Here is a 25817-nt window from a genome sequence, read left to right as displayed (position 1 = left end):
AGGCCCCCATGCTCAGTCCAACGGAAATCAGTGCCAGCGCGGATGCCGTGGCCCGCTTCATCGAGAAGAACGGCATCAAGTTCGAACGCGGTAACCCCGTGACGTTCTTCAACCGGCTCGGTCAGGTGCACGTCGACCTCACCCTTCCGGTGGTCTCCAAGGAGCACGAGGAGACGGTGCTCCTCCTCAAGAACTACTGTGGCTTGTGGACCGCCCTGGTGGATGACGAGATGGACCTCCACGGGAGCCGGACCGAGCTCGACGCGACCATCCAGTTGCTGGTGGACTGCTCCCAGGGCAAGACGCCCCCCGCCGAATCGACCTCCAGTGCCGTCCGCACGCTGAAGGAGGTGCTGACGAAGCTCCCCACCGATCCGGCCAAGGCGCAGCTGCGCGAGGCCTTCTACTTCGACCTGTGGGTCATGGTGAACGGCTTCGTCTACGAGGACTGCATCAACAACAAGGCGACCCTCGTGGCCAACTCGACGGAGTACGCCCGGTACTCGGCGTTGACCGCGAGCCTCAAGCACTACCTGGATCTGGACTACCTCTTCTCCAAGGAGGAGCCGGATCCCGCTGCCTACCGTCTGATGCGCAAGGGCTACGATCACCTCGCACTGGCCATCAAGTTCGCCTCCGACATCGGGAGCATCCGTCGGGAGCTGAAGAATGAGTACAACCTCAACCTCGTCACCATTCTCGGGATGGAGGAGGGGACCTTCTTCGCCACACACAGGCTGAACGACACGAAGCTCAAAGAAGCGCTCTCCCTGCTACAGCCTCAGCTCGACAAGGTGCGCGACCTGGCCATGAAGGAGCTGACCATCGGGCGCGACATCCTGGAGCAGCTCCCAATGACCCAGGGCGTGGTGAAGACAGAGGAGCTGACCAGCGGGCGCGACACCCAGGAGCAGCTCCCAATGACCCAGGGCGTGGTGAAGACGGAGGAGCTGACCAGCGGGCGCGACACCCAGGAGCAGCTCCTAATGGCCCAGGGCGTGGTGAAGACGGAGGATGGGGACACCCAGAAGCGGCGCTCAATGGCCCAGGACGTGGTGAATACGGTGAATATGCTGGTCGCGAGCTACTTTGAGTACGACCGGTTTAGGGCGAAGAAATAGAAGCGTTAGCAGGCGGGGGAGGGCGGGGCCCGCCGGGGCCACCTCCAGGATGAGGTGGCCCGTCAGGCCCGCGGCCCTTCACTTCAGGCCGTCGTGCGCTGCTGCATCTCCTCCTGCACCACGCTGGACCAGCCGTACTGACCCACGGCGCCGTTCACCTGGTCCGCCACCTCGCGCACCACGCTCAGCGCCTGCTCGGAGGCGCGCAGCTGGGACATGGTCTGATCCATGATGCGCGTCAGCTCGGTCACGGCCTGGGTGATCTGCGCGATGCCGGCGTCCTGCTGGGTGACGGCCGCGGAGATCTGCCGCACCGAGTTGCCGTTGTCGCGGGTGATCGCCGTCAGCTGCTGCACCTGCTGGCTGAAGGTGCGGATCTGCTTGAGGCTGGCCTCGACGCGCTGCGTGCCCTTCTCCGACAGCGCGGCGGCGGTGGCGCTGGCGCTGCTGATGTCCTGGAGAATGGAGCGGATGTTGTTGGTGGCGCGGATGGACTGGTCGGCCAGCGAGCGGATCTCCTTGGCCACCACGCCGAAGCCCTGACCACTCTCGCCGGAGCGCACCGCCTCGATGGCGGCGTTGAGCGCCAGCATGTTCGACTGGTCGGCCAGGTCCTTCACGATCGCCGTGATGCGGGCGATCTGCCGGGCGCGCTCGTCCAGGGACTTGATGCTCGTGGCCATCTGCCGCACCTGGGCACCCACCTCCTCGATGCCCGCCAGACCCTCCTGGATGGCGGCCTCGCCCGAGGCGCTGATCTCCCGGGCCCGCTCCGCCTGCGACATGATGTTGCCGGCCGTCTGGGCGGCCACCTGGGAGGTCTGCCGGAACTCCTCGGCGGTGACCTGGGTCTCCTGGATGGCGGTGGCCTGGACGGAGATCGCCTCCGTCTGCTTGGAGGTGGACTGCCCCAGCTGCGCGGCCGAGCGCTGCAGCGCGATGGCGGAGTCACGCAGCGACAGCGAGAAGGCGCGCAGCTGCTCGAACACGCGGGCCGTGGCCGCCGAGAGATCGCCGATCTCGTCGGTGGAGACCCACTCCGGCAGGACGGGACGGCCCTGGGCCAGACCCTCCAGTGCCACCTGCACGCCCTTGGCGCCCTGCGTCTGACGGCGCGCCATGCCCCAGGCCGTCGCCGCGGCGACCGCCAGCAGGTAGCCGCCGATCAGCGACATGGGCGTGGCGGAGTTCTTCAGCAGCGTCAGCATCGTCTGCTCGACGATGAGCTGGAGGTCGCCGCCCTTGAACTGGCTGACCGTCAGGGCCAGGGCGTCGTAGCCGAGCCGCCCGACGATGGTGAGCGCCGTGGCCAGCGTGCACAAGACGAAGACGGCGAAGGCATAGGGCAGCAGCCACGCCTGGCGGGGCCAGAGGATGCCGCGGCCCCGGGGGAGATTGCTCGGGCTGCGCTTGTACTCTTCCAGGGCGAGGGGGAACAGGAGGCGCTCGAAGAGGAGCAGCTCGAGGATCATCAGCAGCATCATGTGCAGCGACACCGTGATGAGGGCCCAGGGCAGCACCCAGATGCTCTTGCCGTACATGGCGATGGTGAGCAGGGGCTGGACGCAGGTCGACGGGATCGTCAGGGCCAGCATCGTGTTGCTGATGATCGAGGGGATCTGCAACAGCCGCAGCAGCCGCGTTCCTTCAGGCAGGCCCGAAGGAGCCTCGAGCGCGCGCCGCACGGCCCACTTCATCACGAGGTACGGGATGATCAGCCCGCTGAAGATCGTGACGGGCATGTTGAGCTTGTTGATGTACGCGGATTGCTCGGCCGTGAGACCCGTCATCAGCGACAGCAGATAGAGCAGCGATGGCGCCCCGCCGAAAATGAAGACTTGATGCAGCAAGAACATCTTGCGGGCTAGCTTGGTGACGTCCTGACTGGTTGTGCTCATGTGCGTCCAGGAAGGGCCTTCTGGCGAGGTGCCTGTACCTGCCTGGGGGTATATCATAAGAGATGATTTCCCAAGCCCTCCATGGGGGGCGCGCCCGGAATCACCCCCCCTGTAGCAGGCGGGGAGGCAGGTGCCCGTTCGCTCTCCCGCCTCGCTCCAGCCCTGGTGGCCCGAGGGTGAGGTGGGACCCCCGGGTCGTCTCCCACCCCGAAATGGGGCCGCGGCGCAAGGCCTCCAGAGGGCTGGCCGGGCTCCTTCACCGCTCGCGAGGAAGTGCCGACCCGAACTTTTCTACCCGCCATGCGCCGGGCCCGGCCCCTTCCGCCCCTGGCACGGTTCCTGCGAATCAGCTCCGGGCAGACGGGTGGAATCGCGATGGGCGAGGCTCCGAACGCTTTTCTGGGGGCGGGGTTGGTCGTCTCCTGATAAACCCGTCGACGAGGGACACAAGGAGAGCGCAGCCCAGATGACTGACCTCAATCCCGTCAGCCCCGAGAACATCCGCGACCCGTATCCGCTCTACAAGGAACTGCGGGACAACCATCCGGTGCACTGGTCGGAGGTGGTGCACGCGTGGATCATCACGCGCTACGACGACGTCGTCGCGTGCTTTCGAGATCCACGGCTGAGCACGAACCGGCTCAATTTCTACTCCTTCCAGCTCCAGGGCTCGGATCCGGCCATTGCCGAGGATGTACTCGGGGTGCTGTCCAAGCAGATGGCCATGAAGGATGGGATCGATCACCTGCGCGTGCGCCGCCATGCGAGCCAGGGGTTCTCACCCCAGGCGCTCGATGCGTGGCGCCCCAGCATCCGCCGCATCATGACCATGCTGGTGGACCGGGTGCATGCCGAGGGCCGGATGGATGTGGTGTCCCATATCTCCTACCAGTTGCCTCCGCTCGTCATCGCCGACCTGATGGGTGTTCCCCCGGAGGACCGGGGGCTCTTCCAGAGCTGGGCGAAGCCCATCGCGCAGTTCTCCAGCCCGACGGTGGGCGTGGACATGGTGGAGGTGACCAAGCAGGCCAACCGCGCCATGCAGGAGTTCAAGGCGTACCTGTTCAAGATCGTCGAGGAGCGCCGCCACCATCCCGGCCAGGACGTGCTCAGCCAGATGATCCACTTCCAGGAGGGAGGTGGCATGAGCATGGACGAGCTGCTGTCCAACGCCAACCTCATCCTCACGGCCGGCCATGTGACCGTCACCGATCAGCTCACCACCGGCCTCCACAACCTGCTCTCCCACCCGGACCAGCTGCAGAAGCTGCGGGAGGATCGCAGCCTGATCAAGTCGGCCGTGGAGGAGATGCTGCGCTACTCCCCGGCGCTGCCCTTCAGCGTCCGTATCGCCAAGCAGGACATCCAGCTGCATGGCAAGACCATCCCCAAGGACAGCGTCGTGTTCCTGGGGTCGGCCTCGGCCAACCGGGATCCCAAGGTCTTCCCCGACCCGGATCGTTTCGATATCACCCGGGATCACATCCATCAGAAGCACCTGGGCTTCGGCTTCGGGGCGCACCACTGCCTGGGCGCCGGTCTGGCCCGCCGTGAGTTGGAGATCGCCCTCGAGGTGATGCTGGATCGCATGCCCGGCCTGCGCCTGGACGAGGACAGCCCACCGCGCCTCAAGCTCGATACCCTGTTCTTCCGGGGCTTCAATTCGATGCACGTCCGGTGGTGAGACGGAACGGAGTGGCAGCCGAGGTGATCGGAGCAAGACCCGCGGCGTAGGATGCCGGGAGAATGGCTCCTTCCGATGCCGCTGGGATCATCGAGTTCTCCACTCCGCTTCTCTGTCAGCAACTGTGGAACGGTGACCATCAGGTGTTCCCCGTGGCCGCGCCGGCCCTGACGAGCCACGCGCCCACCCGAGAGGCCTGTCTCGCCGAGCAGCGCCTGTTCCTCGAGGAGTACCTGTCCCACGCCGAGCCCGAGGTGCTCGCGCGCTTCTCCCTCCCCGCGCAGGTACGGCTGGAGATGCTGGAGATCCTCGCGCCTCGCGCCGATCTGCCCAGGCCCCTCGTCAAGCCCACCACCGTCGAGCTGGCCACGGTCGTCGTGCCCCTGCCGGAGGAGATCTGGGTCTTCGTCCCCGCGCTCGACCACACGGTTCACGTGGGCAGGAGCCAGGACGTCCGGGAGACGGTCCGCGCGGACCTGGAGCGGCTGCTCGCCGCCCGGGAGCCGACCGCCCATGAGTACCTGCGGCTGCTGCCGCCGAAGTCGGTGACGCTCGAGACCGTCCACCTCCAGCTCCGGCGCCAGGACGCGAGCGAGAAGAGCCGGCAGGCGAAGAAGCAGCAGCAGGAGAAGCTCGCGCGAGACCAGGCGCACGAGGTGCTCCTCTCCGTCTCCACGCCGCTGCATGAGCGCGACGAGGCCCGGCATGGACCTCCACTCATCGGCCGGGACACCGAGCTCACGCTGCTGTCGGGCCTGCTCGGCGGCGAGAAGCGGCAGGGCGTGCTGCTCGTCGGCCCGGAGCTCTCGGGCAAGACGGAGCTGCTCCTCGCGTGGTTGCGCGCGGAGCGGAAGGTCGGCCGCCAGCGCCGGGTGTACGCGACGAGCGGCTCGCGGTTGATCGCCGGCATGTCCGGCTTCGGCCAGTGGCAGGAGCGCGTGCTGCGCGTGATGCGCGCGGCGCAGGCGCTCGATGCCGTCCTGTACTTCGAGAACCTCGGCGAGCTGCTCGCGCAGCACTCCACCGAGTCCATCGACATCCCCGGCGCGATGAAGCCCTTCCTGGAGGAGGGCAGGGTGCGCCTGCTCGGCGAGCTCACCCCCGACGCGTTGGATCTGCTGGAGAGCCGGCACCCGGGACTCTTCGCCGTGCTCGGGCGCGTGCGTCTGGAGCCGCTGGATGCGCGGCACACCCGCGAGGCCCTGAGCACCCGGGCGGCCTGGCAGCGCAAGGCGGAGTCCTCCCGGCCCACGCTGGCCGATGACGCGGTGGCGCCGCTCGTGGAGCTGGCCGAGCGCTACCTGCCGGGCCGCGCGCTACCGGGCAAGGCCCTGCGGCTGTACGAGGAGATGCGGGCGGGTCTCCAGCAGGAGCGCACGGGCAACGGCCAGTCCCCCATGCTCACCCGCGAGCGGGTGTACGCGCTCTTCAGCCTGAAGACGGGGGTCCCCGAGTTCCTGCTGCGCGAGGACCGGGCGCTGCTCGCCGCCGACGTCGAGGCACGCTTCCGCCGCCAGCTCATCGGCCAGGAGCTCGCCGTGCGGCGCGTCGTGGAGACGCTGTGCATGGTGAAGGCGGGACTCCAGCCCCAGGGCAAGCCGCTGGCCACCTTCCTCTTCGTGGGCCCCACCGGCGTGGGCAAGACGGAGCTCGCGCGGCTGCTCGCCACGTTCCTCTTCGGTTCGCCCGAGCGGATGTTCCGCTTCGACATGAGCGAGTTCATGGACGCCTGGGCCGCCGAGCGCCTCATCCGCGGCAACGCCCAGGGAGAGGGGCTGCTCACGCGGCGCGTCCGGCAGCAGCCCTTCTGCGTCCTCCTGCTCGATGAGATCGAGAAGGCCCACCCGGCCGTGTTCGATCTGCTCCTGCAGGTGTGCGGGGAAGGGCGGCTCACCGATGCGCGCGGGCAGACCGCCTGGTTCCACAACGCCCTCATCATCATGACGAGCAACCTCGGGGTGGCGCACCGCCGCAACCCGCTGGGCATCGGCGCCAGCGAGGTGGACGACACCTCGTACTACCTGCGAGAGGTGCACCGTCACTTCCGGCCCGAGTTCGTCAACCGCATCGATCAGCTCATTCCCTTCCACCCGCTCACCCCCGAGCAGGCGGCCGAGGTGGCGCGGCTCGGCGTGGACAAGCTGCGGATGCGGCGCGGACTGTTGCAGCGGGGCATCTCGCTCCACGTGCCGCCGGAGATCACCACCTCGCTCGCCGCGTCCGGCTACCAGGAAGCCTATGGCGCTCGCGCCATGCGCCGGCACCTGGACCAGCGGCTCGTCGTCCCCATCGCCCGCGCGCTCTCCTCGGTGGGGCCGGAAGCCCAGGGCGGGCAACTGGTGATCGCCCAGCGCCCGGAGGGCATCGAGGTGGAGCTGACCCGGGGGAGCCCCAGGTCCGCCCAGAACCAGTTCAACCAGGTGCGCGAGCTCCAGGCCGAACGGCGGATCCTCGACGCGCTCCTCCGGTCGGACGCGGTGGAGCAACTGAAGGAGCAGATCGCCTTCCTCGTGGCCCAGCTCTCCCAGGGAGACCGCAACCCGCGTGGCCCCGAGGCCGTCCCGGTGGGCAAGCTGCAGAGCGATCACAGCCGGCTGGAGGAAATCTGGACCCAGGCCCAGAAGCTGCGCTCGGCACTCGTGGCCGCCGAGGAGCTGGCGCTCATGGCCCTCTTCGAGCAGCAGGACGCCACGCCCTTCGTCGAGGACGCCCACGCGCAGGGCCAGGCCCTCCGCCGGTTGATGCCCGCCCTGTTGCTCTCCCTGCAACCCCGGCGTGACGCCCTCACGATGATCCTCCAGGAGGCCGGTGAGACGCGGGCTCTCGAGCGGTGGCTGCTGCCGCTGCTCGCGGACGCGCCCCGGCGCGGGTGGTCGGTCGGCGGCCGCCTGTCGGAGACCAGCAAGGGCAGTGAGCGCACGCGCAAGTGGGGTGACGTGCTCAACGCCGAGGACCTGCGGCGGGCACTCGTCGACCCCTCACGCACCTTCCATGAGGTGCTGCTCTCGGTCAACGGGACGAACGCCGGGGCCTTCCTGGCGCTCGAAGAGGGGTTGCATCGCTACCCCCCCACGGAGAAGGACGAACCCGTCATGCTCACGATCCAGCCCGTGGCGACCTTCACCCTCCTGCACCAGAAGGAGCTCGAGCTGCCGGCCATCGCGCCACCCGCCCAGCCCTCGCTCAAGGTGCTCCGGCTGACGCCCTCCATCCGGGAGCTCCACCCCGATGGCCGGCTCTGGTTGTGCAATGTCGAGCGCTATCTCCTCCTCGGCGACCGTGACTACTTCCAAGAGCTCGAGTTGATCCTCTTCGAACACATCCGCCACCTCGAGAGGCGCAGGAGCTTCGACCCCGGCAGTAGCCTCTCCTTCGCGCTCGATGTGCTCCGGGGGAAGAAGTCATGAACTTCACCCTCGCCGTCTACCAGATCCGGGATGCCTCCGGCCTCTTCCGCTGGAGCACGCTCGGGCTCGGACCCCATACCCGCGGCCGCGAGGGCAGGAGCACCGTCAAGCTCCAGCAGAAGCTCGTGGAGGACCTGCGCGGCATCATCGGCGAGCTCCCGGTCCGGGACCTGGCCTGGTTCCAGTTCCCGCGCGGCATCCGCCTGGAGCGCGTTCAGCTCGAGCTCGACTTCAAGCGCGTCCGCACCGCGGCCGAGACGCGGCGGCTGTCCGGCGTCTTCCCCCTCATCCTCGAGCCCCGCTTCCGCACGCGCGGCGAGCTCATGACCATCGCCTACCACCCCGCGCGCCAGGACGAGTGGTTCCCGGTCGAGCCGGACACCAGCCTCGAGGAGCAGGCGAAGATCTTCTTCACCCGCGCCTGGGCCCGCTTGGAGCCGTACCAGCACAACGCCCTGCGCTCCAACTACAAGGACAGCCTCAAGGCGCTCGAGTTCGTGGCCCGGCCCAGGTCGCTGCTCGACGAGCTCGGCAAGATGAAGGGGCCCTGGGACGATCTGGAGCTCAAGGACCCGGCCGGCAAGAAGAAGAAGCCGAGGGATGGCAACAAGGTGCTCCCCAACCTGGGAACGAACCTCACCCTCCAGGCCGTGGAGGGCTCGCTCGAGACCGGGATGCCACGTAGCCCCTATCGCGAGCAGTTGCAGATGCTGCTCGGCGGCGAGCGGCGTACACCGGTGCTCCTCGTCGGCCCTCCTGGCGTCGGCAAGCGCACGCTGCTCAAGCGCTTCGTGGCCGATCAGCTCGAGGCCGATGGTTTCCAGACCCACCGCAACCTGGACAAGGTGACCGAGGTCTGGTCGATCGCCGGCAAGCGGATCATCGCGGGCATGAGCTACGTGGGCGACTGGGAGCAGCGCTGCCAGAAGCTGCTCGAGGAAGCCAGGGGAGGGCGCCGCATCCTCTTCGTCGAGGACCTGCACGCCTTCGGACGCATCGGCCGCTCGCGCGACAGTGACACCCACCTCGCGCTCTTCTTCCAGGGCGCGCTCTCGCGGGGGGAGATCACCCTCGTTGGCACGGTGACGCCGGAACAGCTCCAGCGCCTCGAGTCCGATGCCCCGTCCTTCGCCGCGCTCTTCACCCAGCTCCACGTGCGCCCCACCAGCGCCGACGAAACCCTTCGGATGCTGCTGCACGAGGCACGCGAGCTGGAGGCCAGGCATTCCATCTCCTGGTCTCCCGCGCTCTTTCCGATCCTGCTCGAGCAGGCCAGCACGCTCTTCGCCGGAGCCGCGCTGCCGGGCAAGGCGATCGATCTGCTGCGCGAGCTCGCCACGGACGATGGGCACGATACGCACGACTTCGAGCCGATCATCGCCGAAGACCTCTTCGCCTACCTCGCGCGCAAGACGGGCCTGCCGGAGTTCCTGCTCCACCCCACGAAGAAGCTGGATCCGGAGGAGGTCCAGGAGGCGCTCTCCCGCAAGGTGATGGGCCAGCCGGAAGCCATCCAGGAGGCGTGCGATCTCATCGCGCGCATCCACTCCGGGCTCACCGATCCCCGCAGGCCCTATGGCGTCTATCTGTTCACCGGACCCACCGGCACCGGGAAGACCGAGCTCACCCGCGCGCTGGCCAGCTACCTGTATGGCGATGCGTCCCGTCTGGTGAGGCTCGACATGGCCGAGTTCCAGACGCCCGATGCCGTCGCCCGCCTCACCGGCGACGTGTTCCAGCCCGAGGGCCGCCTGACCCGCCTCATCCGCGAGCAGCCCTTCTCGCTCGTGCTGCTCGATGAGATCGAGAAGGCGCACCCCTCGCTGCTCAACCTGCTCCTCCAGACGTTCGACGAGGGCCGGCTCACCGACGCCTCGGGCGAGACGGCGGATTTCACGCACACCGTCATCGTCATGACGAGCAACCTCGGGGCCCGGCGCAAGCCGGCGGTGGGCATCGGCGAGCCGGACGCGCGGGCGCTCGCGCTCGACGCCGACCGGGCCGTGCGTGAGTTCTTCCCGCCCGAGCTCTTCAACCGCATCGACCGCATCGTGCACTTCTCGCCGCTCTCGCGCGAGGCGGGCGAGAAGGTCGTCGAGAAGGAGCTCGCGCGGCTGCTGTCCCGGCACGGGTTGACGTCCCGCAACATCTTCGTGTCCGCCGACGAGGCGGTGAAGCGCCGCATCGTCGAGGAGGCCTTCGATCCCCACCTGGGCGCCCGCCCGCTCAAGCGCTACCTGGAGGAGAAGGTCGGGCAGGTCCTCTCCGAGGCCATCATCGGTGGCTCCCGGGGGTTGATGCACCTGTTCCAGCTCTACACCCGTGAGGACGGTTTCTCGGTCCAGGCCGATGCGCTCGTTCCCCGCGAGCCCGCACTCGAGGGGTTCGCCCTGGAGCCGCTCCTGACCCTGCCCGTGGCGAAGCTGCGAGAGAAGATGATCGAGGCGCGCGACGAGGTGCAGCGGATGCGGCTCAGCACGGAGCTCGGCGCGCTGTCCGAGCAGGTCCGCTTCCACCTCGAGCGGCTCCAGGCCGGGGACCGCGAGCATGCCGGATCGCTCTACACCCTCGACTCGATGCGGATGTACCTGGAGGAGTTCGCGGCCCAGCTGGAGTCCTTCGCGCGGGCTCCCGAAGACGAGGCGAGGGAGCTGATCGAGGTCGAGCGCTTCGGCGTCATGGAGCGCACCATGACCGATGACGGTGTGGTGGATCGCATCCGGATCTTCGATCGGCGGGCGCTCGCGCCAGCGAAGGCCGTCTCCCGCGAACAGATGCTCGATGCGCTGGCCGAGGTGTACTTCCTGCAGCGCGTCCTCCGGGGTCTCTCCAGCCCCGCCCAGCACGTGGTCACGCTGGAGCTGCTCCCGCTCGGGCAGTGGCGGCAGGGGGCGACCGCGGGCTCCCTGCTCACCCGGTGGCTGTGCGAGGCCTACGCCGGCTCGCGCGGGGAGATCGAGGGCTTCGCCGCCCATCTGCCGGGAGGGGGCCGGGTGTCCGGTGGCCTCCGGCAGCTCCGGGAGCTCCTGCATGCGTCCTCCGCGGAGCCGGTGCATGTCGCGCTCAAGCTGGTGGGGCCTGGCATCCGGCCCTTCCTCGAGGGCGAGGCCGGGCTGCACGTCTGGCAGTCCTCGGGGCGGCTCCCGGAGATCGTGAAGGTTCGCGTGCACGAGGAGCACGCGCCGGAGCCCGCGAGGCTGCTCGAGTTGCACGAAGCGAAGCTCCGGGCGTTCCACAAGGCGCGTCAGGAGGACGTGAGCCCTCTGCCCGAGGATCCCGAATCGGCCGCCCCCGTCGTCCGTGCCTACCGCTTCGACCCGCCTTCCTGGCAGGGCGAGGTGTCGGTGATGGAGCTCGACGACTACCTGCTCACCTACAGCGGCAGCCACCGCGTCAGGCATCTCCCGGATGCCCTGCCCACCCTGTGGCGTCTTCGGATGAGCCAGAATCCATGAGCGACAAGAGCCTTCGCGTCTACTTCACCACCCACCACGACGGCCGGCTCACCGGGCAGCTCCTGCCCGTCTGGGAGAGCTTCTTCGACGAGCCCCCACCGTCCGCCTACGGCGCCAGCGAGACCGAGGTGTATTCGCTCCTGGAGACGCGGGTGCGGCAGTTGATGCTCGACGATCCCACCACGATCCACCGCTTCCTGTGGGAGGAGGAGCTGCAGGCCCGGACCATCGCGGTCGAGGTCCACCCGCAGACCGTGCACAAGAAGCGGCCGATCATCTCCAAGGCGCTCGTCCCGCTGAAGCTGACGTACGTCTACGGGAAGATGGAGAGCGGCGCCTGGCGTGTGCGCGTGCCTCGCTTCGGCTGGTCGTTCGTCATCGAGGAGCTCTCCATCGCCCGCCAGGTGCTCCAGCATGCGCTCACCACCGCGCTGCTCGGCGAGAAGCCCAAGGGGCTCTACGACTTCCGCCACGAGGGCGAGGAGTATGTCCGGAGCTGGGATCCGGGGCGCCTGGAGCTGGACGAGAAGCGCGGTTCCACCGAGGAGCCTCCGCATCCGGTACTCGCGCAGATCGGCGAGGAGCTGACCTCGCGCGCCCTGGGCAGCAGGCAGCCTCCGCTGGTCCATGACAGTGACACCCGGGAGGACTGGATCAGCCACGCGATGCGCCAGCCACCGCGGTCGCTCCTCTTCGTCGGGGGGCCGGGGGTCGGCAAGACGAGCCAGGTGCTCAGGCTCGCTCGGGTGATCGCGGAGCGGCGGCGCGAGGACAAGGAGAAACTCCTGCCGGACATCTGGCGCACCAGCGCCGAGCGCATCGTGGCCGGAATGGTCTACCTGGGCATGTGGCAGGAGCGCTGCCTGAAGATCATCGACGCGCTCTCGCACGAGAACCACTACCTCTACGTGGACCGGCTCACGTCCCTCCTGGCGCCCCAGCCGGACGGCTCGTCCATTGGCGATCTGCTCCTGCCCGCCGCGATGAGCGGGGAGATCTCCCTCATCGCCGAGTGCTCCGAGGCCGAGCTCGAGCGCTGCCAGCGGCGCTTCGCCGAGGCCCTGCGGCCCTTCCGCGTCATCCGCATCGAGCAGCCCGCGGCCTCGGAGATGCCGGCGCTCATGCAGCGCTACCAGGCGGTGAAGCACAGCCGCGTGAGCATCCACTCCATGGGCCTGCGGCAGCTCGTCGGCCACCTGGAGACGTTCCAGCGCGACACCCTGTTCCCCGGGAAGGCCTTCCGCTTCCTCGACTGGTTGGAGCAGCAGGGCGAGCGCGGCAAGGCCCGGACGCTCTATCCCCGCGACGTTTCCGAGGCCTATGCCCGCTACACGGGACTGCCCCTCCAGCTCATCAGCGATGAGGTCCCCTCCGATCAGGCCACGCTCGCGGCGCAGTTGAAGCAGGGCGTCATCGGACAGGACCGCGCCTGCGAGCGGGCCGCGGGCGTGCTCGCGCGCTTCAAGGCCGGGCTCAATGATCCGGAGAAGCCGGTGGGCACGCTGCTCTTCGCCGGACCCACCGGCGTGGGGAAGACCGAGCTGTCCAAGCAGCTCACGCGTACGCTGTTCGGCCACGAGGAGCGGATGATCCGGCTCGACATGTCCGAGTACATGCTGCCCGGCTCGGCCCAGCGACTGATGGAGGTGGGCCCCGGCATCACCAGCCTCGCCGAGCGCGTGCGCCAGCAGCCCTTGTCCCTCGTCCTGTTCGATGAGATCGAGAAGGCCCACCCGGATGTGTTCGATTTGCTGCTTGGCATCCTGGGGGAGGGGAGACTCACCGACAGCCTCGGGCGGCTGGTGGACTTCCGGATGACGGTGGTCTGCATGACGAGCAACCTCGGCGTCGAGCAGTCCGAGCCCGCGGGCTTCGGGGCCGAGCGCGGCTCGGAGGACTTCCTGCGTGCCATCCGGCAGGCGTTCCGTCCGGAGCTGTTCAACCGCATCGATCATGTCATCCCGTTCCGCCGGCTGTCGGAGGCGGACGTGCTGCGCATCGTCGACCTGGAGCTGGAGAAGGCGGCCTCGCGCGCGGGGCTGCTGCGGCGCAGGTTGCGGCTGGTGGTGGAGCCGGAGGCACGGGCCTGGCTCGCCCACCACGGGTATGATCCGAAGCTGGGTGCCCGGCCGTTGAAGCGGCTCATCGAGGCCAGGGTGATGGCCCCCATCGCCGTGCGGCTCTCGGCCGATGCCGGACTGGAGGGCGCGATGCTCCCGGTGGTCGTCGCCGGCACCCAGGCCGAGCGCATGCTGCGGCCCGAGTACCGGGCGCTCGCGACGGTGCTCGATGGATGAACGGCTGCATCTGCTCCTGGCGGACGCGGAGGAGCAAGCGCCGGTGCTGAAGGCCGGGCTGGAGTTCCGCGCGGCCTGGGACAGCCCGAAACCCGGCCAGCTCCCGCGCCGCGTGGAGGCGTACACGCTCGATGCGCCCGGAAGGGATCCGAACGATCTGGCCGCGCAACGCTGGGGAGTGATCGCCCCAGAGGGCAGGGAAGGGGATGAGATGCTCCAGGCGATCGAGCCGCTCATCCGCCACCGGGAACGCCAGCAGGGTGCCTGCGCGCGCCGGTACCGGGTTCCTCCCGGCATGGACGCGGAGGCGGCGGTCCAGTGGAGGGATTCCGAGTACCGCGCCGAGGAGGTTCCCGAGGAGGAACGGCCCCGGTATCTGCTGGTGCTCGGGGATCTCCACCAGGTCTCCATCGAGTTGCAGCAGGTGCTCGTGCACAGCGCCTTCGTGGGCCGGCTGCACTTCGCCGGGCCCGGGGGCGGGACGGATCTCGCGGGCCATGCCGCCTACGCGCGGAAGGTGCTGGCCAGTGAGCACGCACGCGAGGCCGCCGAGCTGCCCGAGTCCCTGTTCTACACGGCGCTCGACGGCTCGGGCGCTACCGAGTGGGGAGAGCGCCTGCTGGTGCAGCCGTGTCTGGAGGCGATGAAGACGAAGTGGGAGCGGAAGCATCCGGGGCTGCGTGTCCAGCGCGTTCCGTATGGGGGATGCGGTGTCGACGAGCTGGTGGATGCGGCGGGGCGGACGCGTGCGGGAGTGATGCTCACGGTCTCCCATGGCCTCGGGGCGCCCCCGTGGGGATGGTCGTCAGTGGAGCGGCAATGGGCGATGCAGGGGGCGCTCAGCCTGGGACCGGGCCAGGTGCTGTTCGGGGACATGGTCCGGAGCACGCCCTTCCTGCCGGAGGGCATCTGGTTCTGTCTGGCGTGCTTCGGGGCCGCGACTCCGCCGGTCAGCGCCTTCCATGCGTGGCTGGAGATGCTCGCCCAGGCGGGTGTCTACCCGGGGTCTCCGGAGGACGTGTTGCGGTGCCTGCCCCAGCCCGGACAGCGGCCCTTCCTGGCCGCGTTGCCACAAGCCGCGCTGGCCAACCCTCGCGGACCCCTGGCGGTGATCGGTCACAGTGACCTGGCCTGGTCCGTGGGGTTCTCCGATCCGGACAACCTGCATCGCAGCCGTGCCTCCAGGTTCCTCTCCGTGCTGGAGACCCTGGCGGGTGGAGGCCGAGCGGGTGTCGCGCTCGATGCGCTGATGCGCTTCTACCGGGAGGTGAACGACACCCTGATGGCGCAGTACCAGCTCCGGCAGGACGCGGCCATCCGGCACAAGCCAGACCCGGTGAACCCCGCGAGGCTCGGCGGATACTGGATGCTGCGCAACGACCTGCGTGGCTACATCCTGCTGGGAGATCCGGCGGTTCGGCTCCCCTCGAGGGCGGCCTGATCGCGGGACGACTCTCCTTGGAGCCTCAAGGCACCTGTCTGGACAGGGGACGGCGGCCGTATGACTGCTCGCAGGCTTCGTATTGCCGCCGGGCCCTCGTATCGCCCTCGTCGAGATAGGTGCGGCGCAAGCCAATCGGCAGGCAGTCGGTACTCACCTTCCGTAGTGCCTGCTGGAGCTCTGGGATGGACAGGGTCCAGATCCTCGCGATCCCGTCCTCGGAAGCCGTGACGAGGCTCTGGCCATCCGGGCTGAACGCGGCCGAGTAGACGACTCCCCCATGAGCCCGAAGTACCACGGGCGTTCCCGTGCCGTCGGCGCTCCACACCCGGACCGTGCCATCCTCGGAGGCCGTGGCGATGCGTCGCCCCTCCGGGCTGAACGCGGCCGAGTAGACCCCTCCTTCGTGTCCCTGGAGCACCACACCGGGGCCCACTCCGTCCACGTTCCACACGCGAGCCGTGCCGTCCTTGGAGGCCGTGACGATGCGCTGCCCATCCGGGCTGAACGCGGCGGAGGTGACCCAGCCCTCATGTCCCTGGAGCACCACCGGAGCTCCCAATCCGTTCGTGCGCCACACGCGAGCCGTGCCGTCCCTGGAGGCCGTGACGATGCGCTGCCCATCCGGGCTGAACGTGGCGGAGGTGACCCAGCCTTCGTGTCCCCGGAGCGTGACCGGGCGTCCCGATCCGTCGGCGTTCCACACTCGTGCCGCACCGTCCTCGCAGCCGGTGATGACGGACTGGCCGTCCGGGCTGAACGCGGCGGAGAGAATCCTTCCTTCCTGGCTCCACAGCTCCACCTCGGGAACCCCATCGTCATTGGTGCGTCGCACCCGGGCCGTTCCCTCCGAGACGATGACGACGCGTTGCCCATTCGGGCTGAACGCGGCCAGGTAGACCTTTCCCTCGTGACCCTGGAGCACCGCGAGAGGCTCCGCATCGTTGGTACGCCACACCCGCGCCGTGCCGTCTTCCGAGGCGGTGATGATGCGCCCCCCTCCCGGGCTGAACGCGGCGGAGACGACCCGCCCCGTGTGTCCCTGGAGCCGGAGGGGAAGGCGAGGGCCCTCGACGTTCCACACCCGGACCGCGCCATCCCTGGAGGCCGTGACGATGCGCTGGCCGTCCGGGCTGAACGTCGCGGAACGGACGCTCCCCCCGTGTCCCTGGAGCACCACCGGAGCACCCGAGCCATCGGCGTTCCACAACCGGGCCGTGCCATCTTCCGAGGCGGTGACGATGCGCCGACCATCCGGGCTGAACGCCGCGGAGACGACCCAGCCCCCGTGTCCCTGGAGCACCATCGGAGCACCCGAGCCATCCGTGTTCCACACGCGCGCCGTACCGTCCCAGGAAGCGGTGACGATGTGCCGACCATCCGGACTGAACGCAGCGGAGCTCACACTCCACTCGTGTCCCCGGAGCTCCTGGATGGGCCGCGAGTCGCTGACGCGCCACACCCGTGACATGCCGTCCTCGGAGGCGGTGACGATGGACTGGCCGTCCGGACTGAAGGCCGCGGAGTGCACGATGCCCTCATGTCCCCGGATCACCCGAGGTGGTTCCGAGCCCCCAGCGCTCCACACCCGCACCGTGCCATCCTCCGAGGCCGTGACGATCCGCAGCCCCTCCGGGCTGAACGCCGCCGAGGTGACACCTCTCTCATGACCCCGAAGCACCACGGGGGCTCCCGAGCCATCGGCGTTCCACACCCGGGCCGTGCCATCCTCCGAGGCGGTGACGATGCGCCGCCCATCCGGGCTGAACGTGACGGAATGGATGAGGCCCTCGTGTCCCCGGAATACCACGATGGGGCCCGAGCCGCCGGCGCTCCACACCCGCACCGTGCCATCCTCCGAGGCGGTGACGAGGTACGAGCCATCCGGGCTGAACGCGGCGGACGCGGCCTGGAGGCCTCTCAGGGTCAGCTCGGGCGGGTGGGCGGCCAGGATTTCATAGGTGAGCTCCATCCAGCCGGGGATGTCCGCGGGCCCACCGCTCTCCAGCAGCAGCTTCGAGGCCAGCGCGGATTGATTGCGGCTCACCAGCTCCCGGGCCCCCGCGAGCAGGAACAGCTCTCGCGTCCGGCCCGCCTGGGCGAGCGCGTCCTGCCGCGTCTGATCCGCGACCTTCGTCTGCATCCAGATCCACACGAGCAGCGTGCACAGCACCAGCGCCGCCGTGGAGGCCGTCGTGGCGATGAGCTGTAGCCGTCTCCTCCGCTCCGCTTCTCCCCTGAGCCTCCGGTCCGCTTCCTCCTTCAGCCTGCGCTTCTCTTCCTCCTCCCGCTGCCTGCGCTCCTGGTACTCCTGGAGCTTGCGCCGTGCCTCCGCTTCCTCGTGCCGCCTGCGTTCGGCTTCCTGCCGCTGCTCGCGCGCCAGCGCCCACTCCCGCCGCAACCGCTCCCGCTTGAGTTGCAGCACCTTCTTCGCCAGCCAGTCATGCCCCAGCTCGAAGTACCGGCTGCCCTGGTGCTCCTCCGCGTGCAGCACCCGCGCCATCTCCAGGTGCGCCAGCACCTGCTCCGCGCTGCTGGCCGGCAACGCGGCGCGCGCCTGGTTCTCCATCAGCAGCGTCCGGCCGCCGTTCTCGTCGATCAGCCGCTCCTCCAGCAGCCGCTCCGCGTCCGATCGCAGTGGCCCCAGCTCGTCCAACGTGGACTCCAGGTAGCGATTGAGGATCGGCGCGGCCTCGATCAGGACCACCTGATCTCCACCCCGTACCTCCTGCTCCCAGAGCGCCCGGCAGACGATCTGCGCGTATGTCGCCTGCACCTCCGCCTCGGGTGACTTCTCCTGCCCGGGGGTCCGCACCTGGAGGATCAGCTCCCGCATCTGTTCGGGCGCCCAGGTCAGGGGCGGCCTGCCCGCCGCGGCGGCCCGGCACGCCACGTTCTGCATCTCCGCCACCGTGAGAGGCCCCAACCGGAACCCGTGCTCCAGCAGCACCCGGTGCCCTCGCGCCCGCTCCCGGAAGGGCCCCAGGTAGTCCTCGCGCAGCGCCAGCAACAGCCGCACATTCGGGGCCGACTGCCGCGTGAGCGCCTCCAGCCGCTCCAGGAGCACGTCCACCTTCTTCAGGTCACGCAGCGGGAAGAAGAGCTGCTCGAGCTGATCCAGGTAGAGCAGGATGGTCTGTTCCGAGCCCAGGAACGCCTGCCGCACGGCCTCGTCCAGTGCGTCCTGGCCGCGGGAGCTCCCCTCCGATCCCCTAGAAGCCGGGCCCCGCTCCAGATCGAGCTGATCGCACATGGACTCGACGAGCCAGTCCAGGGGCTCCTTGCCGGAGGGCCACCCGTCGATGATGACGGTGCGGTGCTCGTGCTCCTCCTCCAGGAGGGGGATGGCCCCGGCGCGCACCAGTGACGATTTCCCCGCCCCCGAGGGACCGGAGAGCGTGGTGCAGGAGTAGGCGAGGAGGTGGCTCACCAGCCGCTGCGTCATCTCCTCGCGGCCGAAGAAGCGGTCTCGGTCCGTGGTGCGGTAGGGCTGGGGACCCGGGAAGGGATTGAGGAGGGGAGCGTTGCCCCGGGTGGGCGCGAGCGGCGGATCGCTCGCGAGCAGGGGCGCCAGGGAGTCGCGGGTGCTCATGGGACCTCTTGGGGCGCATGGGCCTCGAGCTGGGTGATGAGCTCCGCGTCTCCCAACTCCAGGGCTCGCACGCCCTGCTTGCTGGGCAGACCATCTCCCCGCTCCCACAACACCTGTTCCTTCTCGCCGGGCTCCAGGAGCACGAGGCTCCGGGCCGGCAGCTTCTTCCCGTCGAAGAGCCGGTGCAGCAGCATCCGGTGGTGCCAGGTCAACATGGACAGGCCCAGCAGCAGGGCTGGTTGATTGCGCAGCGCGGCCAGCAGCGGCGTGGCGAGATCCGGCGGCAGCCAGTCCTCCAGCCTGCGGGCTCCCAGCAGGTAGTCGTCCTCGGTGAGGAAGGGCTCCTCGAGCTCCAGGGGATGGCTGAGCGGGTAGCCGCAGTAGGGGCGGAACACCACGATGGACTGGCGTGGATTCATGGCCTGGTACAGCTCCTGGAGCTGCCCGTCCTCCGGAGGCAGGCCCGGCGCCGGCAGGTGCAGGCTCTTCCACGCGTCACCCTGGTGGGCGGTGCGCCACATCACCCGGATCCGCGTCCCGCCCGGCCCCGAGGGTTGGAGGGTGCAGATCGTCCGTCCTGGCTGCCGCCGCGCGAGCGCGAGCTCCAGCACCGGGAGCCGCAGCAGGGTGAGATGGAAGCCAGGGACGAGCCACCGCGCCAGTGCCTCGACGAGCGGGGAGTGGCGGGCGATGTTCTCGAAGATGTCCCGGAACTCGAGCTCCAGGGCGCTCTTGTTGAAGCGCAACGCGTAGCGCTGGGTCAGGGCGCTCATCGGCAGCCCGGGAGGCGGGTTCTCCTGGGCATCCCGCCGGAGCCGTTGCTGTAGACGCTCGCGGAACTGCTCCAGGAAGGGGCGCTCGTTCCGCCAGCGATCTCCCAGCACCAGCGAGAAGCGTTCCCCCAGCACCCCCTGGAGGGCCGGGGGCATGAACGAGCGTTCCGCAGGGGCAGTGGAGGCCGGAGCAGGGGAGAGCTTGCGGCGCTTGAAGTTGAAGAGGACGGGGTTGCTGCCGCGCAGGTACAGCACGGGAGAGAACGCGGCGGCGCCGCTCGGAGACTTGCTCAGCACCATCCGCCTGGCGACGTTGAGGCTCTGGGCCACGTCGCCCTGCTGCTTCGCCGCGCTGGTGAGCGCCTTGTAGAACGCGGCCGAGCACAGCCGGGCCACGTTGGCATCCACCGGCCACAGGTAGGCGATGACGGCCTCGATGCCGTGCTGCACCAGCAGCTCCGCCGCGCTGGCCAGGGGCCCCGGCTCGGCGCCCCGGCAGGCCTCGAGGACGATCAACCGGAGATCCTTCCGGTCGAGCTGCTTGATCTCCTGCGCCAGCAGCTCCACGTCGAGCCAGTGCTCCTGGCCATCGTGGTCCACGAGCCGAAGCTGGGGCGTCGACTCCTGGACGCGTCCGTGACCGATGAAGTGGAGGATGTGCAGCTCCCGCTCGTCCCTCAGGCGCTCGAAGAGGTAGTCCTCGCTCGCGCTGACTCCGGCGATGGGCTCCAGCCACGTGAGCTCCCCGGCCTCGATGGACTCCTGGAGCTTGAGCCGCAGGGGCTCGTGCACGGTCAGATCCGAGGGCGCCACCACCATCAGGTGCACGCCCCTGCCGACGTCGCGGGCCTGCCAGGGCTCACCGGAATGGATTCCCCGGACGGGGAACAGCGTCGGCGAGTTGCCCAGGAAATGGCGGTTCGTCCTGGGCTCGCAGAGCGCTTCCCAGGGAAAGGCCTTGAGCTCGCTGTCCTGGAGCACGAGGCGCAACAGCACCTTCCTGTCGTCCGCCGATTCGTGCAACCGCGACAGCGTTTGCTGGAGAGCCCCCCGGAAGATCGCCTCGTGGAACGCGTGGGCCTGTTGGATGAGCCCCGGCCCGAGGGGCCCTGCTTCCTCGACCGCCCGCTTCAGGTTCGTGGCGAATCCCCGCAGGAGCTCCGGGGAGAAGGACGGGTCGAGGGTATGCGCCGGAGGATTCTCCTCGCGGCTGCTACGTGCCGAGATCCGCGTCTCGGAACCGACGCGCGAGATGGTGATCTCCAGCCACGGATTCCTCTCGACTCTTGGCATGCGGCAGTGAGGATATCATCCCGGCCCGGACCCCTCGAACGCGCCCCCCGGGGCTTGCGTCCCCCAGGGTCATTCCCAGGACACCTCGAACTCGGCGTCGAGAGGGTCCGTCTGCCGCGAGGACACCATCAGGTTCCGTGCTCTCGTGGCCTCGAAGAGCGTACGCAGCGCGCCCTCGATGAAGGGGACGGGAGTGGAGATGCGCTCGATGCGCAGGATACCGCAAGTGGAGCCCGTCCACCTCAGCGTGCACTGCCCACCCCGGACCCCCATCCTGTGTGCCGCCGGGAGGTTCTCGAGCAACCGCTTCGGATTGCCCTCCACCACCACCTGTAGGGCCCTGCCCGCAGCGGAGTCGATGAACTTCATCACCGTCCGGGCGCCCATCACCCGCAGGGCTCCCTCGAAGCTTCCATACCTGCCGCTCAGGAGCTTCGCCGCGGTGTAGAGCATCCGGACATAGGACTTCGTGGGGTAGGTGAAGAAGTCCAGGTACCGATGCTCTCCAGCGGCGGCCAGGCAGTGCTTCACGGCGGACTCGTCTCCCAGCAGCCGCACCACCTCCAACACGGAGTTGAAGAAGAACCCGCGCACGGTGTGCGTGGGGTCCAGGGAGGTCAGTCGCTGGAACAGCTCCTCCTCGGAGCCGAGACTCATCATGCCTCCATCTTAATTCACGAGCCGGTGGCCGGAAAATCCCACCGGGTAGGGAGTGATCAGCGGTTCACGCAACCGTCACAGGAGTCATTCCCGAGTGGAGGGTCCCCTTCAAGCGGGCAGGCGTGCGATGCGACCCTCCCTGGGTGGCATGTCACAGTTTCGAACGAGCGGCTCTGACTGAGCAGACGCGTGGCGCTCCTCGCGGGGCGCCGTCCAGACATGCGAGGCAGAGCCATGGAACAGGTGCAATCCAACCAGCAGCGCGCGGCCATTTCTCCCAACCACTTCGAGCTGAAGGGGAAGGATATTCGCGTGAGCTTCTCGGAGACCAGCTTCACCGGTGAGCCGATCATGCAGTATCGCGATCGTCGGCGTCAGGTGAACGCGCGCGGTGACGAGATTCGTCAGGTGGATGTGGGCATCGGCAAGCTGGTGACGATCGTCCTCCAGTCGAATGCGGCGGATGCCGAATCCATCCAGTTCAGCGTGCTGATTCCTCCCGCCCTCCTGACGGGCTCGGACCAGAGCGTGCACATCAACACCCTGGGCATCACCAGCCGCGGCCCGGGGTTCATCGCCCCCTCCACCCAACAGCTCGAGAGGTATGCGGAGGTGCGGCTGTCGGGAGAAGGCACGTTCATCGTGGCCTGACCCGTCCACCAGTGTGCACGGCGCGGGCAGGACCGGGCGCCAGAAGTCCGCGCCCGGACAGGAGACGCCACCCGCTGACACGATGGTGACCTGCGGGAGGTACGAGCAGGGTATGGCCTCCCAAGAGCGCGTCGAGACTCTCCGGGTCGAAGATGAAGTGAAGCCCAGGCTGCGTGGCGTGTCGCATGCGTTCGCGTTCGTGGCGGCGCTCGCCGGGTGTTTCTTCCTGGCCCTGGCTCCGGCGGAGGGCATGCGGTACCTGGCCGGCATGGTGTTCGGCGTCAGCCTCGTGCTGATGTTCGGCATCAGCGCGACGTACCACTGTCCCAACTGGAGCCCCGCCACCTACCGCCGCATCCAGCGGTTCGACCATGCGGCCATCTATGCCCTCATCGCGGGCTCCTTCACGCCCATTGCCGCACTGGACGAGGCGGGAGGGTGGGGTCCACGGCTGCTCTGGGTGATGTGGGCCGCGGCGCTCACGGGCGCCGGGCTCGCGCTGCTGGGCCGCTCCGGGCCGAGGGGACTCCGCTCCGTGCTCTATGTCGTACTGGGGACGGTGTCTCTCCCGGTGATGCTGCGGCTGCCAGGCATCATCGGCCCGGCGCGTGTCGGGTGGCTCGTCTTCGGGGCCGTCCTCTATGCCATGGGCGCCGTGGTCTACGCGCGCAGATGGCCGGATCCCCGCCCCACGGTCTTCGGCTACCACGAGCTGTTCCACCTCATGGTCATCGCCGCGGCCTCCGTGCACTACGCCGTCATCCTCGACGTGCTGTGGAGCTAGCACCAAACGCGCAAAAGGGCCGAAACGGGTGACCCGAAAAATTCCGCCCGTCCAGAGGGAGGCGAGGCCATCTCCCCTCGGGGGCAGCCGAACCGCCATATGCACCAAGAAAGGGCCCTCTGCGCGTTTGGTGCTAGCGCACCCACCACCAACAATTCCTTCCCGCTCTCCTCAAGCAAGACTGGCCAGGGCTGCCGTGTGCCCCAGGGGGTGCTCTGACCCCTACACCGGCGCAGCCCATGGCCTTGCTGGCCCCTGCCCCCTCCTTCTCCTCCCTGCAAGAGGGCTCCTATTTCGCCTATACTTAGTCGCTCAGACATGACGCCCCGCATCATCCGGTCGCTGGGTTCCCTCGGAGCGTGCTCAGGATGAGCCAAACCCGTCAGTGGCTTTTTTAAGCGCCGGAGACGGGATTGTAAGCCACGTCAACATCATACGCGCTGACCCCCTGGATGGTTCCCTGCACCGGGATTTTGACCGAGCCTGCATGAGCCCAGTTCTCGTAGAGATTGGCCGTATAGCTTCCTGACAGGGTGTAACTGCTCGCGGTGGCAAGGGCCTGTACCGCCGAGCTGGGGGGCACGGTCACGGCAGCCTCATACCCGAAAGACCGGCTCACCTCGAGGTCCTCACCCCAGGTATAATCGAATGAGAGTTCCGTGCTGATCTTGGCCTCACCCTCGGCAATAAAAGGGATTCCGGATTTGATCGTGAGTTCGGCCCCAATCCGAATGCCTGCGGTGGCAGTCCATGAATATGTGGACGTCACCGACTCGCTGAAGTTGATGCTCATTTCCTGCGCTTCGCCAGTTCCATTAGTCGCAGTCGCGGATGCGACATTGATGGGCGTGGGAGTGCTGGGCGTCAGCCCTGAATAGTCGAACTCCTCGACGGTGCGGGATACCAGCGAGTCGTTCTGAAAATAGAATGACAGGGAGTCGACCGCGTTCGCTGCGGCACCCATCAGACCCACGGGATAGAAGTTCGAGCAAGGGTTGGTGTTCACAGAAACCAGCTGCCAGTTTGCGCTATACGCAGCGGGCGTGTAAGTGGACCCGGCTGAAGAGAAGGTCTGCCCCTGAAGGGTCTCGAAGTAGAGGGCGCCGACACCTTGCTTTTTCGGGTCTCCAGCGAAGATGGGGTCCGTCACCACCAAGATGTACATGTTCTCAATCGAGTCCGATGTGAGATCGATGGTTTGGGTTGTTGGCGCCTGACTCGAATCGGTGTTCCCTATCGCAATAGACGTGCCGTCATCGAAGGTGACTTGCATTCCTGAGAGAACCAGCTGCGCGGTGGAGGAAGAAGTCGCGGTGACGATAGAATAGGTCACGAGCTTGGTGATGGACTCTCCGAATGCCCAAGTGAAGCTGACTCCGCCTTGGCCACCGTAGACGTTCGTTTGCCAAGTGTCCCCTCCCTGGAGGGATGCGGACAGATTCGACGACGGCTTGGCTTGGAGACCGTGTCCCGTCATGGAAATGTGATTCCGTTTGGCAGAGGCGCTGGGTGCTGCGGATGCAAGCTTGAAAATGCTCTTGTTCAGCATGGATTGCTCCTCTTGCGAGACATTTTGTCGTATCCGTTCACCGAGGATCACCCTCTGGTGTTTGGATGGGAGCTAAGTTGCCACCAGAGCCGCTTTAGCGATGTGACGCGCCTCACACAGGGAGGGTGAGATGCCTCATTGCTCTCCCCAATTTTTGATGAGTGCAGGACTGGACAACGCCTGCCGGGTCTACTACAGCGTCAACTGGCTCGCGGGCGGGTGCTGCGTCATCCTCGGGGCGATTTCCGACAAGTACACCGAGAAGTACGATTCACTTGGGTTGTGCCAGTCGGGCGAGTTCGCGACGGCGGACACGGTGGGCCGCTACAACCGCTTCGAGCGCGGCAGCATCTACTGGCACCTCAACACGCACGCGCACGAGGTGCACGGCTTCATCCACGCGAAGTGGGCGCAGAAAGGCTATGAGAGAAGTCTGGTGGGCTTCCCCGTCACGGACGAGGTGGCGCTGCCCAATGGCCTCGGCTCCTTCAACCACTTCGAGTTTGGCAGCATCTACTGGAAGAACGGCCTGGGCGTGGCGGCCGTCTTTGGCGCCCTTGGCTACGAGCGAAGCAGCCTGGGCTACCCGGTGCGTGATGAGTACGCCGTGACCGGCGGTCGGGAGTCGGAGTTCGAGCGGGGCTACATCACCCTCAACACCAGCACCGGTACCCTCACGGTCCGGATGAAGTAGGCCGCACCGCGCAGTACCACCACCAACGCCGCGAGGAACCCGCGCACGAGGGAGCCTCGCGGCGTTGCCTTTCTCATCTCGATGGGCGCCTTGTGCGAGCACGCGCAGCTCACGACGACCTGGAGAACAGGACGCATAGGAAGGATTGAAGGCCTGGTGATAGGTGGCGGAGTGGAGCGGAGGGGCCGAGGAGGGTCGCTGAGGGTGGCCGCCCGAGCAGTGCGCCAGGCGGTGGAGAAGCCGCGCAGCCGCTTGGGGTACACGCTGGCCCTGGCCGCCCTCCCAGCAGGTGCGCGGAGGGGCCTAGCGCTCTTGGCCCTGGCGGCTTAAGCCTCAACACCAAGCGGCCTTATGTGGCCCTCGCGCCGGGGCCAGCTCCGCACCTGCCGTGGCTAAGCCAGCCGAACTAAGTCCGTTCAGGGGGCGGCCGACGCTTGGGACGGAGAAGAGCCCGGAGCGTGCCAGGCCGTCTCAGTTGCCGTAGACGACGGACGGCTTCCGCGTAGAAGGAGTCGCGC

Annotated in this window: 14 protein-coding genes; 9 read left to right on the top strand and 5 right to left on the bottom strand. The window is 68.0% G+C overall.

Annotated elements, in window-relative coordinates:
- Positions 1-8 precede the first annotated feature (8 nt).
- Complete coding sequence (locus NR810_RS00070) at positions 9-1121, top strand: terpene synthase family protein (RefSeq protein WP_257445869.1); 1113 nt, start codon at positions 9-11, stop codon at positions 1119-1121.
- An 83-nt stretch (positions 1122-1204) separates the two neighbouring features.
- On the opposite strand, the gene NR810_RS00065 is transcribed toward NR810_RS00070, so the two are convergent.
- Positions 1205-3019 carry a methyl-accepting chemotaxis protein gene (locus NR810_RS00065; protein ID WP_257445866.1) on the bottom strand — a complete coding sequence of 605 codons (1815 nt, stop codon included), beginning with the start codon at positions 3017-3019 and terminating at the stop codon, positions 1205-1207.
- Positions 3020-3485: 466 nt separating this feature from the next.
- Here NR810_RS00065 and NR810_RS00060 point away from each other — a divergent pair, with 466 nt between their 5' ends.
- From NR810_RS00060 to NR810_RS00040, 5 genes are all read left to right on the top strand, one after another.
- On the top strand, positions 3486-4703 hold the full coding sequence (locus NR810_RS00060) for a cytochrome P450 (protein WP_257445864.1): 1218 nt from the start codon (positions 3486-3488) through the stop codon (positions 4701-4703).
- 62 nt (positions 4704-4765) lie between these two features.
- Positions 4766-8110, top strand: coding sequence for an AAA family ATPase (locus tag NR810_RS00055; RefSeq protein WP_257445861.1), 3345 nt, complete (start codon positions 4766-4768; stop codon positions 8108-8110).
- Positions 8107-11565: an AAA family ATPase gene (locus NR810_RS00050; RefSeq protein ID WP_257445858.1), complete on the top strand. Its 3459-nt coding sequence runs from the start codon at positions 8107-8109 to the stop codon at positions 11563-11565. The genes NR810_RS00055 and NR810_RS00050 overlap by 4 nt, the downstream gene beginning before the upstream one ends.
- Complete coding sequence (locus NR810_RS00045) at positions 11562-13862, top strand: AAA family ATPase (RefSeq protein ID WP_257445856.1); 2301 nt, start codon at positions 11562-11564, stop codon at positions 13860-13862. The genes NR810_RS00050 and NR810_RS00045 overlap by 4 nt, the downstream gene beginning before the upstream one ends.
- On the top strand, positions 13855-15303 hold the full coding sequence (locus NR810_RS00040) for a hypothetical protein (RefSeq protein WP_257445853.1): 1449 nt from the start codon (positions 13855-13857) through the stop codon (positions 15301-15303). Before NR810_RS00045 ends, NR810_RS00040 begins: the two co-directional genes overlap by 8 nt.
- A gap of 25 nt (positions 15304-15328) precedes the next feature.
- On the opposite strand, the gene NR810_RS00035 is transcribed toward NR810_RS00040, so the two are convergent.
- From NR810_RS00035 to NR810_RS00025, 3 genes are all read right to left on the bottom strand, one after another.
- Positions 15329-18895, bottom strand: a complete 3567-nt coding sequence (locus tag NR810_RS00035; protein ID WP_257445851.1) for an nSTAND1 domain-containing NTPase — start codon at positions 18893-18895, stop codon at positions 15329-15331.
- Positions 18892-20961 carry a CHAT domain-containing protein gene (locus tag NR810_RS00030; RefSeq protein WP_257445848.1) on the bottom strand — a complete coding sequence of 690 codons (2070 nt, stop codon included), beginning with the start codon at positions 20959-20961 and terminating at the stop codon, positions 18892-18894. The genes NR810_RS00035 and NR810_RS00030 overlap by 4 nt, the downstream gene beginning before the upstream one ends.
- A 69-nt stretch (positions 20962-21030) precedes the next feature.
- The gene (locus NR810_RS00025; protein ID WP_257445843.1) at positions 21031-21621 is read right to left on the bottom strand and encodes a DUF2378 family protein; all 591 of its coding nucleotides are present in this window, start codon (positions 21619-21621) and stop codon (positions 21031-21033) included.
- 234 nt (positions 21622-21855) lie between these two features.
- Here NR810_RS00025 and NR810_RS00020 point away from each other — a divergent pair, with 234 nt between their 5' ends.
- Together NR810_RS00020 and trhA are read left to right on the top strand one after the other, a co-directional pair.
- Positions 21856-22272, top strand: a complete 417-nt coding sequence (locus tag NR810_RS00020; RefSeq protein ID WP_257445842.1) for a hypothetical protein — start codon at positions 21856-21858, stop codon at positions 22270-22272.
- Between the two features lie 112 nt (positions 22273-22384).
- Complete coding sequence (trhA, locus tag NR810_RS00015) at positions 22385-23056, top strand: PAQR family membrane homeostasis protein TrhA (protein WP_257445839.1); 672 nt, start codon at positions 22385-22387, stop codon at positions 23054-23056.
- 394 nt (positions 23057-23450) lie between these two features.
- On the opposite strand, the gene NR810_RS00010 is transcribed toward trhA, so the two are convergent.
- Positions 23451-24605 carry an ETX/MTX2 family pore-forming toxin gene (locus tag NR810_RS00010; protein WP_257445837.1) on the bottom strand — a complete coding sequence of 385 codons (1155 nt, stop codon included), beginning with the start codon at positions 24603-24605 and terminating at the stop codon, positions 23451-23453.
- Positions 24606-24762: 157 nt separating this feature from the next.
- On the opposite strand from NR810_RS00010, the gene NR810_RS00005 reads away from it, so the two are divergent.
- The gene (locus NR810_RS00005; RefSeq protein WP_257445835.1) at positions 24763-25299 is read left to right on the top strand and encodes an LGFP repeat-containing protein; all 537 of its coding nucleotides are present in this window, start codon (positions 24763-24765) and stop codon (positions 25297-25299) included.
- The last annotated feature ends 518 nt before the right edge of the window (positions 25300-25817 follow it).

The organism is Archangium lipolyticum (genome assembly GCF_024623785.1).
In the GTDB taxonomy this organism is placed as follows: Bacteria; Myxococcota; Myxococcia; order Myxococcales; family Myxococcaceae; genus Archangium; species Archangium lipolyticum.
This window is presented reverse-complemented; position numbering and strand designations above follow the sequence as displayed.